Raw genomic sequence first — 12,593 nt, 5'->3', positions numbered from 1 at the left:
TCTCCTTATTATTATCGCGATGAAAACACATCAGTTATGCGCGACAGCGCTCCGGCTGTCAATAGAACAACCTTCGAGAAAATAAGGGATTAGGCTATTAAAAGGATTCAGCCTCGGTATAAACCGGGCTGGATCCTCAGAGGGAAATCAGGCGGGATTCGGGATATCGATAAAGGTCACATCAAAACCATGCTGCTCAGCCAGCCATTCACCCAGCGCCTTGACGCCACCACGTTCAGTGGCATGATGCCCGGCGGCAAAAAAGTGAATGCCCATTTCACGCGCGCTGTGAATGGTTTGCTCAGAAACCTCTCCAGTAATGAAAGCATCGACGCCAAATCGCGCGGCGCTGTCGATAAAGCCCTGACCGCCACCGGTGCACCAGGCCACACGGCGGATATGCGCCGGGGCGTTATCACCACAGTGCAGTACGGCCCGCCCGAGGCGGCTCTCAATACGTTGCTGCAGTTCAACGCCGGTCAGCGGTTGCTCAAATTCCCCGTGCGGCACCAGCGGTTCCACTTCGCCAATCACCCGAATGCCCAGTTGATGCGCCAGCTGCGCGTTGTTGCCCAACACCGGATGCGCGTCCAGCGGCAGGTGATAAGCGTACAGGTTGATATCATTGCTCAACAGCGTTTTCAGCCGAGTGCGCTTCATGCCACGTACCGAGGGCGCCTCGTTTTTCCAGAAGTAGCCGTGATGTACCACAACGGCGTCGGCCTGGTGTTCCACCGCCGCATCCAGCAGCGCCTGACAGGCGGTAACGCCGGTAACGATACGCTGCACATGGGGCCGCCCTTCCACCTGCAACCCATTAGGGCCGTAATCCTGAAACGCGCCGGTATTCAGTTCGGTGTTGATCAACTTTTCAAGATCGAGGTTACGCATAAAAATTCTCTCTTCAATTCAAAATGTCTGGCGGTCGCCCTGTTCCATCAGGATAAATTTCACGCCCAGATCGTTGCCCTGTTCCAACTGCTGTTTGATGGTCGCCCGCACATCTTGCCCTTGCTTCAGGCTGGGTTTGATATGGCTGATGACCACCGGGAAATCCTTCAGCGATCCTTCTCCCCCACTGTACTGGGTCAAATTTTTCAACTCTTTCAACAACCATGCCGGCGTCAGGTGCCCGTAGAGATTTTTATCTTCAACCTCGTTGGGATAGGAGCTTTCGATGATCATGCCTTTCAGCTTTTTCTGCTCGATGAGCGGCCCCAACGCGCGCCAGGCGCCGTCCAGATTGCGCGACTGCTCAAGCGCATCCGGGCCGGTATCGCCGAAATAGGCGAAAGAGCCGCTGCGATCGGAGACCAGCAGCATCGAAGAAGGATACCGATCGTGGCTGAGCGGATACATTACGCCGCTCAAACCGGTCACGCCCAGGGTCACACGCTGCTGCGGGCGCACGGTTTGCAGCCGGTAAGTCCCCAACCGCGATCCGTTGCCGGAATCGGTGAAGTTGGGCCAGGCCTTCCAGTTAAAGTAATGATTGCGCAGGGTCAGAATGGTATCGGCCTGGGCATAGATATTCTTCTTGCTGTCCTCCGGCGAACCGATTATCAACCCCGCCACATGGTCCAGATGACCATGGCTGATAAAGTAAGCGCCGATCAGTTGGCGGAATACATAACCCTGCGGAGTATAAGGCGCCGCCAGTTCAGGGGTCACCTGCGGGAAACTCCCCTTCTCCAGCCCTTTGGCAATACCCGGTAACAACGAGCCGGCATCCAGCGCCAGATACTGCGGTTGGTTGTCGCTGCGGATCAGATAAGAGGTCAGATTGCCGTCGCTAACGCCGCCATCCACGCCCAGCGCCACCACGTCAAAACCGGCCAGCGCCAGGGCTGAATAGCCGCTCAGGCACAGGGCCAGCACCTTTTTCATCATTATTTCGCTCCTTGCTGTTGCCTTAATATTCCCCGCGCTTCGCCGCCTCAAAGGCCGCCAGCGTTTCCAGCCGCGCCTGCTTGTGGTCGACAATCGGCAGCGGATAATCCAGCACGCGCTGCTGTTGTTCTGCCCAGCGATGGGGTTGATGGATAGCATTGTCCGGTACATCCGCCAGCTCGGGCAACCATTTACGGATAAAAGTGCCTTGCGGATCAAAACGTTCGCCCTGAGTGGTCGGGTTAAAGATGCGGAAATACGGCGCGGCGTCGGTACCGGTGGAGGCCGCCCACTGCCAACCGCCGTTGTTGGCCGCCAGATCGCCATCCAGCAGTTGCGACATGAAATAGCGCTCACCTTCGCGCCAGTCGATCAGTAAGTCTTTCACCAGAAAACTGGCGCTGATCATGCGTAACCGGTTATGCATCCAGCCGGTTTTATTCAATTGGCGCATAGCGGCATCAACGATCGGATAGCCGGTGGCGCCCTGCTGCCAGGCCTGCAGCAGCTCACGGTCGTTCCGCCAGCGTACCTTATCCGTCCAATCGATAAAGGGACGGTGCTTGCATAACGCAGGATAGGCCACCATCAAATGCCGATAAAACTCGCGCCAGATCAGTTCATTCAGCCAGCCAAAAGCGCCGCCGTCGGGATTTTCCAGCACCTGTGGGCATTCAGCACGCAGGCGGTTAAAGCATTGGCGCGGTGACAACACGCCAATCGCCAAATAGGGCGACAGGCCGCTGGTACCGTCAATGGCCGGCAGATCGCGCTGCTTAAGATAGTCCTGCACCTGCTCCCGGCAAAAAGAACGTAATCGCTGCAAAGCCGCCTCTTCCCCGCTTGGAAAATCCCCGGTCGGCTCTGCCGGTGGATAATCGAACGCCTCGGGTACCGCAGGGGTGGGCAGTGCGCCACCGGCTCGCGGTTTGGGGGCGGGAACAGAGCGGATGTCGGATTCGGTCAGACGCTGGATAAAGGCTTTACGAAAAGGCGTATAGACCTTGTACATTTCACCGCCGCCGGTTTGCACGCTCCCCGGCGGCAGCAGCAGGCTGTCGTCGAAACTCTGGCAAATCACCTGCCCGGCTAAACGCTGTTCCAGCCGTTGGTCGCGCTGGCGCTCGTTGATTTCGTACTGGCGATTGTAAAACAGCGCATCCACCCGCTCCTGTGTGCAGTACGCCACCAGCCAATCCACTGCAGCTGAGAAGTCGTCGCATTGGTGATAGCTAAGGGGAATGCCGCGCTCGGCAAGGGCCTGCTGTACCTGCAGCAAACCCGCATGGATAAACGCCGCCTGACGTGGCGCCATTTGGTGCTGCTGCCATTGTTGCGGCGTGGCGATAAACACCGCCAGCACCCGAGCTTCGGGATCGCTACAGGCGGCGTGCAGGGCTTTGTTGTCGGTGATACGCAAATCGTTACGCAACCAGACCAGATGCGTGGTCATAAAACTCCTTGTCAATCAGTGGCCATAACGCAGGCGCAGCGCCTCGGGATAGGGCTCGAAATAGCGTTGGTCGGCCAGATAACGATCGGGGTATTCGGCCATGTAATGTTTGAGCAGGGTTATCGGTGCCAACAACGGCTGCACGCCCTGCCGATAACGATCGATCAACTGCGCCAGTTCCTGGCGCTGCGCGGAGCTCAGATGATTGCGGAAATAGCCCTGCACATGCATCAATACGTTGGTGTGGTTACGACGGGTAGCCTTGTGCGCCAGCAGTTTCATCAGGCGACTGCGGTATTCGAGGGTGAAGGCTTCCAGCGAATCCCATTTATCGATGCCCGCCACAAAACGCCCAAGCTCCCGGTATTCCTGCTGCGAATGCGCCAACAGCGACAGCTTATAGCGACTGTGAAAGGCGATTAGTCCGCCGCGGCTCAGGCCTTTACGCCACAGCATGTTTAACTCATACAGCGCATAAACGCGTTCGACAAAGTTCTCCCGCAGCGTTGCGTCGTTCAGCCGCCCGTCCTCCTCCACCGGCAGCCAGGGCATTTGCCGCAGTAGCTCGGCGGTGAACAATCCGACGCCACTTTTACGCGCGCCGCTACCGTTCTCATCATACAGACGGACCCGCTCCATGCCGCAGCTTGGCGAGTTGGCGCAAACAATGTAACCGCACAGGTGCTGCAAAGCGGCGATTCGCTGCTCGGAAAACTGCTGCATGCGCTCGGTTACGTCAATGCTATCGTCATTGCTGTGGCGCAGTGCCACGTGATGTTGTTTTTTGATCAACCGCAGCGCCGGGCGCGGGGTCGGTAAACCGATGGCCATTTCCGGGCAAATCGGCTCAAAACGCACAAAAGGGGCCAGTTGTTCCACCGCAAAGGCCAGCCGTTTATGGCCGCCGTCAAAACGCACCGTCTCACCAAGCAGGCAAGCGCTGATACCGACCGGAATTTTGTCACTCATTGATAGGCTCCCGCAGCGTTGGATGTGACTAAAAGTGTAGAAGAATTCGCGCTATGACACGAACGCTATCGACACCATGCCCGAACCGCAGCCATAAAAAAACCCCCGCTGGAGAGCGAGGGTTTTCGTTGGGGCAAGCTGCGATCAGTAGAAATCGCAGGACGCCAGTTCCGCCTGTTGCAGCCAGACCGGCTTATCGCTGGTTTTTGACCAGACGCGGTGCAAATAGCTGTAAAAACGGGCGCGGTCGCTGCGGAACAGCATTACCGGTAAAGCCAACACACCTGCCAGGATCACTGCGCTGCGGCGCAGGAGAATCCGATGCAATGAATAAGCGTGATAAGTAGACATGCGAACCTCCTCAAAAACGCCTGGCCGTTGATTTACTGCGAAACAGCGCTGGCGTAAACAATAGAAACAAGACCATTTGGTAACTGGACAAAATTTTAGCGCAATTGATGAAAGTTTACTACTCATCCGACCACTGAATCGCACAAAAAATCGCAAATAATTCGCCTAATCCGTAATTTTGTTACATCAAGGTTAATAATTAACTAACCATTGGTTACATTGTGGTTATTTACGCCCTGTTTACGCAAACCTTCATCTTCACGCCCCCAAACAGGAGTCCAATCGCGCTACGCCCCCCAAAATCGAGGCTAAAAAGCCATTTTCTGCTGTAATTTCAGCCATTTTTATACTTTTTTTACACCGGCCAACGCTATTTTTTCATCTTCTTTCTACCGCCCTCCCTACACTCGCTCTATCAAAAACTACACCTCTGGAGGTGTCCCGTGAGTATCAGCGTTATTGGTGGTGCGCTGTTGGTTCTGCTGCTGTTGGGCTATCTGGTTTATGCCCTGTTCAATGCGGAGGATTTCTGATGGCAGCTTCAGCCTTTTTATTGATTGCCAGCTTCCTGCTGGTGCTTCTGCTGCTGGCGCGACCGCTGGGCGGTTTCCTGGCACGCCTGATTGAAGGAGAGCCGCTGCCGGCGCTGCGTCGGCTGGAAGCCGGCATTTGGCGTTGCTGTGGCACAACCCCCGCCGAAATGAACTGGTGGCAATACTCACTGGCGATCCTGTGGTTTAACCTGCTCGGTCTGGTGCTGCTGTTCGCGTTGCTGATGGCGCAAGGCTCGCTGCCGCTTAACCCGCAGGGCTTCCCCGGCCTGTCCTGGGATCTGGCGTTCAATACCGCGGTCAGCTTTGTCACCAACACCAACTGGCAAGCCTACAGCGGTGAAAGCACTCTCAGCTATCTCAGCCAAATGGCCGGTCTGGCAGTACAGAACTTCCTGTCCGCCGCGACCGGTATCGCCGTGGCCTTTGCGTTGATCCGCGCCTTCACCCGTCGTTCCAGCGCCACTATCGGCAACGCCTGGATCGATATGTTCCGCGTGACGCTGTATGTGCTGCTGCCGATTTCGCTGTTGATCGCTTTGTTCTTCGTCAGCCAGGGCACGCTGCAAAACTTCCTGCCCTACCTGCACATCAACACGCTGGAAGGCGCGCAGCAGACGTTGCCGATGGGGCCTGTGGCCTCTCAGGAAGCGATCAAGATGCTCGGCACCAATGGCGGCGGTTTCTTCGGCGCCAACTCGGCTCACCCGTTCGAAAACCCGACCGTGCTGACCAACTTTGTGCAAATGCTGGCGATCTTCCTGATCCCCTGCGCGTTGTGTTTTGCTTTCGGTCAGGTTGCCGGTGAAAACCGCCAGGGCCACGCGCTGATCTGGGCGATGGCGCTGATCTTCGTGGTTGCCGTGGTGGTGGTGATGTTCGCCGAACTGGCGGGTAACCCTCATCTGGGCGAATTGGGCAGTGCCAGCAACATCAATATGGAAGGCAAGGAGTCGCGCTTTGGCATTCTCGCCACCAGCCTGTTCTCGGTGGTGACCACCGCGGCGTCCTGCGGTGCGGTCAATGCGATGCATGACTCCTTCACCGCGCTGGGCGGCATGGTGCCGATGTGGCTGATGCAGATTGGCGAAGTGGTGTTTGGCGGTGTTGGCTCGGGCCTGTACGGCATGCTGTTGTTCGTCCTGCTGACGGTGTTTATTGCCGGGCTGATGATCGGGCGCACACCGGAATACCTGGGCAAAAAGATTGACGTCTACGACATGAAAATGACCGCTCTGGCGATCCTGGTCACGCCGACGCTGGTGCTGTTGGGCACTGCGCTGGCCATCGCCACCGACGCCGGTCGTGCAGGCATCCTTAACCCGGGCGCGCACGGCTTCAGCGAAGTGCTGTATGCGCTGTCTTCCGCCGCCAACAACAACGGTAGCGCCTTTGCCGGCCTGAGCGTCAATACGCCGTTCTATAACCTGCTGCTGGCCTTCGCCATGTTCGTCGGCCGCTTTGGGGTGATCCTGCCGGTGCTGGCCATTGCCGGTTCGCTGTGTGCGAAGAAACGTCAGCCTGCGGGCAACGGTACTCTGCCAACCTACGGGCCGCTGTTTATCGGTCTGCTGATCGGCACCGTGCTGCTGGTGGGCGCATTGACCTTCGTACCGGCGCTGGCGCTGGGACCGGTGGCCGAACATTTGCAACTTTGGCTGGCCAAATAACAGGCGCATTCCCGTCGCCTTTCGAGCCGCAGCGTTGTTACCTGGCACTCGCTCACCCCAGTTACTTACTCAAGTAAGCGCCTGGGGATGAGCGAGTTGGGTGCCTAGTTGCAACTCGAAATCCATAGGGAATGAAATAAAGAGAGAGATTAAGAGATGACTCGCAAACAACGTGCGCTGTTTGAACCGGCACTGGTCCGTACCGCGCTGATCGATGCGCTGAAAAAGCTGGATCCACGCACCCAGTGGCGTAACCCGGTGATGTTCGTGGTGTATATAGGCAGCATCCTGACTACGGCCATCTGGCTGGCGATCCTCGCCGGACAGACCGACGGCAGCGCGGCTTTCACCGGCAGTATCGCTCTGTGGCTGTGGTTCACCGTGCTGTTCGCCAACTTTGCCGAAGCGCTGGCCGAAGGGCGCAGCAAAGCCCAGGCGGAAAGCCTGAGGGGCACCAAGAAAACCAGTTGGGCGAAAAAATTGGCCGCGCCGCGCCGTGATGGTGCCACCGAGAAAGTGTCCGCCGAAAGCCTGCGCAAGGGTGACATCGTACTGGTGGAAGCCGGCGATACCATCCCCTGCGACGGCGAAGTGCTGGAAGGTGGCGCCTCCGTGGACGAAAGCGCCATTACCGGCGAATCTGCCCCGGTGATCCGCGAATCCGGCGGTGACTTCTCGTCGGTGACCGGCGGTACCCGCGTGCTGTCCGACTGGCTGGTGGTGCAGTGCAGCGTTAACCCGGGCGAAACCTTCCTCGACAGGATGATCGCCATGGTGGAAGGCGCCAAACGGCGTAAAACCCCGAACGAAGTAGCGTTGACCATTCTGCTAGTCGCACTGACCATCGTGTTCGTGCTGGCGACCGCGACGCTGTTTCCGTTCTCGCAGTACAGCGTGGACGCCGCCAACGGCGGTTCGGTAGTCACCATTACCGTGCTGGTGGCGCTGCTGGTCTGCCTGATCCCTACCACCATCGGCGGGTTGCTGTCGGCCATTGGCGTGGCCGGGATGAGCCGAATGCTGGGGGCCAACGTGATCGCCACCAGCGGGCGTGCGGTGGAAGCCGCTGGTGACGTTGATGTGCTGCTGCTGGACAAAACCGGCACCATTACGCTGGGTAACCGTCAGGCCTCCGAGTTCTTGCCTGCGCCGGGCGTGAAGGAGCAAGATCTGGCCGACGCGGCCCAGCTGTCATCCCTGGCGGATGAAACGCCGGAAGGCCGTAGCATCGTGGTGCTGGCGAAGCAACGCTTCAACCTGCGCGAACGTGACCTGCAGGCGCTGAACGCCACTTTCGTGCCCTTCTCCGCCCAAACGCGCATGAGCGGCGTCAACGTGCAGGACCGGATGATCCGCAAAGGCGCGGTGGACGCCATTCGTCGTCACGTGGAGTCCAATCAGGGCCACTTCCCGCAGGCGGTGGACGAACTGGTCGCCAGCGTGGCGCGCACTGGCGGCACGCCGCTGGTGGTAGCAGAAGGCCCGCGCGTATTGGGCGTGGTAGCGCTGAAGGATATCGTCAAGGGCGGCATTAAAGAGCGTTTCGCCGAGCTGCGTAAAATGGGCATCAAAACGGTGATGATCACCGGTGATAACCCACTGACCGCCGCCGCGATCGCCGCCGAAGCCGGGGTAGACGACTTCCTGTCAGAAGCGACGCCGGAAGCCAAGCTGGCGTTGATTCGCCAATATCAGGCGGAAGGCCGTCTGGTAGCGATGACCGGTGACGGCACCAACGACGCCCCAGCGCTGGCTCAGGCTGATGTGGCGGTGGCGATGAACTCGGGCACTCAGGCCGCCAAAGAGGCGGGCAACATGGTCGATCTGGACTCTAACCCGACCAAGTTGATTGAAGTGGTGCACATCGGCAAACAAATGCTGATGACGCGCGGTTCATTGACCACCTTCAGCATCGCCAACGACGTGGCCAAGTATTTCGCCATTATCCCGGCGGCGTTTGCGGCAACCTATCCGCAGCTTAACGCCCTGAACGTGATGCATTTGCACTCCCCAGCCTCCGCCATTATGTCGGCGGTGATCTTCAACGCCCTGGTGATCGTATTCCTGATCCCGCTGGCGCTGAAAGGGGTGAGCTATAAACCGATGAGCGCAGCGGCACTGCTGCGACGCAACCTGTGGCTCTATGGCGTGGGCGGTCTGTTGGTGCCTTTTGTCGGCATCAAGCTGATCGACCTGATCCTGGTCGCCTTGCACATCGCCGGTTAATCATTGAGAGGAAATGAAAATGTCTTATTTACGCCCTTCGTTGGTGATGTTGATCCTGCTGACGTTGATTACCGGTATCGCCTACCCGTTGCTGACGACCGGACTTTCACAGCTGCTGTTTTCCGGCGCGGCCAACGGTTCGCTGCTGTATCAGGGCGATAAGGTGGTCGGCTCCGCGTTAATCGGCCAAAACTTTACCAAACCCGAGTATTTCTGGGGCCGCCCTTCTGCCACCGGCGATTCGGCCTATAATGCGATGGCGTCCGCCGGCAGCAACCTGGCCGCCACCAACCCGGCGCTGGATAAAGCCATCGCCGAGCGTGCCGCGCAATTGCGTCTGGCCAACCCGGCGATGAAGGGCCCGATCCCGGTCGATCTGCTGACGGCTTCGGGGAGCGGACTGGATCCGCAGATCTCTCTCGCGGCGGCGCAATATCAACTGGCCCGGGTTGCGGCGGCGCGCCAACTACCGCCGGAGCAAATCGCCAAGCTGATTGATCAAAGCACCGATCAGGCCACCCCCAACTTTATGGGCGAGTCGGTGGTAAACGTGCTGAAATTGAACCTGGCGCTCGACGCATTGAAATAATCCGTTGCGTGTTAAAGGATAAGTATCGGGTTCGGCGTGCCGAACCCGATATATATACCCAAAATAATTCGAGTTGCTTGTAGGCGGCAACTGAGTGAATCCCCAGGAGCTTACTCGAGTAAGCGACTGGGGTGAGTGAAGGCAGCCAACACCCAAGCAGCTTGCAGTATGACGGGTACATTGCTGCAAAAGGAACTCCGATGGTGGATGAGGAACAACAACGCCCTGACCCTGACAGCCTGCTGGCGCTGGCCAATGAAAAGCCCCGCGGCCGGTTGAAGGTTTTCTTCGGCGCCTGTGCCGGGGTGGGCAAAACCTACGCCATGCTGCAGGAAGCCCAGCGGCTGCGCAGCCAGGGGTTGGACGTGCTGGTCGGCGTGGTGGAAACCCATGGCCGCAGCGAAACCGCAGCGCTGCTGAACGGCTTGGATCTGCTGGCGCAAAAACGCATCCAGCATCGCGGACGCTTAGTGCAGGAATTTGATCTCGATGCCGCGCTGGCACGCCACCCGGCACTGATCCTGATGGATGAGCTGGCGCACAGTAACGCCTACGGTTCGCGCCATCCGAAGCGCTGGCAGGATGTGGAAGAGCTGTTGGACGCCGGTATCGACGTGCTGACCACCGTCAATGTCCAACATCTGGAAAGCCTGAACGACGTGGTCGGCGGCGTGACCGGCGTGCGGGTACGTGAAACGGTGCCCGATCACGTGTTCGACGAGGCCACCGAGGTGGTGCTGGTTGACCTGCCGCCAGACGATCTTCGTCAGCGATTAAATGAAGGCAAGGTGTACATTCCCGGCCAGGCCGAGCGCGCCATCGAGCACTTTTTCCGCAAGGGCAATCTGATCGCGCTGCGCGAACTGGCGCTGCGCCGCACCGCCGACCGGGTTGATGACCAGATGCGCGCCTTTCGCGATACTCAGGGCCGCGAGCGGGTATGGCACACTCGCGACAGCATTTTGCTGTGCGTGGGGCATAGCAGCGGCAATGAGAAACTGGTGCGTATCGCGGCGCGGCTGGCGGCCCGATTGGGTTGCCACTGGCACGCGGTGTATGTAGAAACACCGAAACTGCACCGCTTGCCGGAAAATCAACGCCGGGCGATCCTGCGGGCGCTGCGGCTGGCGCAGGAGTTGGGGGCTGAAACCGCTACCCTGTCTGAACCTTATGAAGAACGTGCGGTGTTGCGCTATGCCCGCGAACATAACCTGGGCAAAATCATTATCGGCCGCCGCAGCGAACAACGCTGGAAACTGCGCGGCAGCTTTGCCGATCGTCTCGGTCGCCTGGGACCCGATCTCGATCTGGTGATCGTCGCGCTGGAAAACGACACCCCTGCGCCGCAGGGGAAAGAACATGATGGCCGCAACTTTACCGAAAAATGGCGCATGCAATTGCGCGGCTGCGCCGTGGCCGTTGCACTCTGCGCCCTGATCACCCTGCTCTCCCAATGGTTGTTGCCGGGCTTTGACCAGGCCAACCTGGTGATGGTGTATCTGCTCGGGGTGGCGATCGTCGCGCTGTTCTTCGGCCGTTGGCCCTCGGTACTGGCGGCGGTGATTAACGTCGCCAGCTTTGATCTGTTTTTCGTCCAGCCTGAATGGTCGTTTGCCGTCAGCGATATGCAGTATCTGCTGACCTTCGGCGTCATGCTGATCGTCGGCATCACCATCGGCAACCTGACCGCCGGCGTGCGTTATCAGGCGCGAGTGGCCCGTTATCGCGAGCAAAGAGCTCGGCACCTGTATGAAATATCACGTGGGCTCAGCCAGGCGCTGACCACCGAAGATATCGCCAAAACCAGCCGCCACTTCCTTTCCAGCAGCTTCCAGGCCAAAACCGTCCTGCTGCTGCCGCAGGAAGACGGCAAGCTGCAGCAAATGGTTGGCGAAACGGGCGGGCTGCTGTCGGTGGATGAGGCTATCGCCCGTTGGAGTTTCGACAAGGGCATGCCGGCCGGCGCCGGTACCGACACCTTGCCTGGCGTGCCTTACCAACTGCTCCCGCTCACCACGTCGAAACAAACCTTCGGCCTGCTGGCTATCGAACCCAGTAACCTGCGCCAACTGATGGTGCCGGAACAACAGCGGCTGCTGCAAACCTTTGCGGTGCTGATCGCCAGCGCACTGGAACGATTGCATCTGGCGCGCAGCGCCGAGGAAGCAAAACTGGACGCCGAGCGGGAGCAGCTGCGCAACTCGCTGCTGGCGGCGCTGTCCCACGATTTGCGCACGCCGCTGACGGTGCTGTTCGGTCAGGCGGAAATTCTGACGCTCGATCTGGCCGCGGAAGGCTCCAACCATGCTCCGCAGGCCAGTCAGATCCGCCAGCAGGTATTGAGCACCACGCGGCTGGTGAACAACCTGCTGGATATGGCACGCATTCAATCCGGTGGCTTTAACCTGCGAAAAGAGTGGCAGTCGCTGGAGGAGATCGTCGGCGCTTCGCTGCACATGCTGGAACCGCTGATGACCCAACACCAGATCAAGGTTGAGCTGCCGCCGGAGCTGATATTGGTTAATTGCGACGGCAGCCTGCTGGAGCGGGTTTTCACTAACCTGTTGGAAAATGCCAATAAATACGCCGGTATCGATGCTACTATCGGCATTCGCGCCCATACGCTGCCCGACTGGCTGGAAGTCGAAGTCTGGGACGATGGCCCAGGCATTCCTGAAGGGAAAAAACAGCTTATCTTCGATAAGTTTTCCCGCGGCAATAAAGAGTCGGCCATTCCCGGCGTAGGTTTGGGGTTAGCGATTTGCCGTGCCATTATTGAAGTGCACGGCGGCCGCATTTGGGCGGAAAACGGCGCTAACGGCGGTGCCAGCTTCCGCTTTGTGCTGCCGCTGGAAAAACCGCCGGAAATAGACAGTGAAGCCTTTGATCTCTAA

10 protein-coding genes are annotated in these 12,593 nt (G+C 58.6%); 5 read left to right on the top strand and 5 right to left on the bottom strand.

Annotated features, from left to right (window positions below):
* Positions 1-147: 147 nt before the first annotated feature.
* The 5 genes from EBA31_RS05115 to EBA31_RS05095 form a co-directional block, all read right to left on the bottom strand.
* Positions 148-891, bottom strand: coding sequence for a type 2 GTP cyclohydrolase I (locus tag EBA31_RS05115; protein ID WP_122077604.1), 744 nt, complete (start codon positions 889-891; stop codon positions 148-150).
* Between the two features lie 18 nt (positions 892-909).
* Positions 910-1,890, bottom strand: coding sequence for an MBL fold metallo-hydrolase (locus tag EBA31_RS05110; protein ID WP_048759467.1), 981 nt, complete (start codon positions 1,888-1,890; stop codon positions 910-912).
* 22 nt (positions 1,891-1,912) lie between these two features.
* Positions 1,913-3,343 (bottom strand): deoxyribodipyrimidine photo-lyase, encoded by a 1,431-nt coding sequence (gene phrB, locus EBA31_RS05105; protein ID WP_122077602.1) that lies wholly within the window; start codon positions 3,341-3,343, stop codon positions 1,913-1,915.
* 15 nt (positions 3,344-3,358) lie between these two features.
* Positions 3,359-4,312 carry a 2-thiouracil desulfurase family protein gene (locus EBA31_RS05100; RefSeq protein WP_020825659.1) on the bottom strand — a complete coding sequence of 318 codons (954 nt, stop codon included), beginning with the start codon at positions 4,310-4,312 and terminating at the stop codon, positions 3,359-3,361.
* Between the two features lie 144 nt (positions 4,313-4,456).
* Positions 4,457-4,663: a YbfA family protein gene (locus EBA31_RS05095; RefSeq protein ID WP_020825658.1), complete on the bottom strand. Its 207-nt coding sequence runs from the start codon at positions 4,661-4,663 to the stop codon at positions 4,457-4,459.
* Positions 4,664-5,106: 443 nt separating this feature from the next.
* Between EBA31_RS05095 and EBA31_RS05090 the strand changes: the two genes are divergently transcribed.
* From EBA31_RS05090 to kdpD, 5 genes are all read left to right on the top strand, one after another.
* Positions 5,107-5,196, top strand: a complete 90-nt coding sequence (locus tag EBA31_RS05090; RefSeq protein ID WP_004949718.1) for a K(+)-transporting ATPase subunit F — start codon at positions 5,107-5,109, stop codon at positions 5,194-5,196.
* Complete coding sequence (gene kdpA, locus EBA31_RS05085) at positions 5,196-6,884, top strand: potassium-transporting ATPase subunit KdpA (protein ID WP_122077601.1); 1,689 nt, start codon at positions 5,196-5,198, stop codon at positions 6,882-6,884. Before EBA31_RS05090 ends, kdpA begins: the two co-directional genes overlap by 1 nt.
* Before the next feature lie 156 nt (positions 6,885-7,040).
* Positions 7,041-9,110 carry a potassium-transporting ATPase subunit KdpB gene (gene kdpB / locus EBA31_RS05080; protein WP_020825656.1) on the top strand — a complete coding sequence of 690 codons (2,070 nt, stop codon included), beginning with the start codon at positions 7,041-7,043 and terminating at the stop codon, positions 9,108-9,110.
* A gap of 19 nt (positions 9,111-9,129) precedes the next feature.
* Positions 9,130-9,699: a potassium-transporting ATPase subunit KdpC gene (gene kdpC, locus EBA31_RS05075; RefSeq protein ID WP_048759470.1), complete on the top strand. Its 570-nt coding sequence runs from the start codon at positions 9,130-9,132 to the stop codon at positions 9,697-9,699.
* A 200-nt stretch (positions 9,700-9,899) separates the two neighbouring features.
* Positions 9,900-12,593, top strand: coding sequence for a two-component system sensor histidine kinase KdpD (gene kdpD, locus EBA31_RS05070; RefSeq protein WP_020825654.1), 2,694 nt, complete (start codon positions 9,900-9,902; stop codon positions 12,591-12,593).

It is taken from the genome of Serratia sp. P2ACOL2 (genome assembly GCF_003691565.1).
Classification (GTDB): domain Bacteria; phylum Pseudomonadota; class Gammaproteobacteria; order Enterobacterales; family Enterobacteriaceae; genus Serratia; species Serratia liquefaciens.
This window is presented reverse-complemented; position numbering and strand designations above follow the sequence as displayed.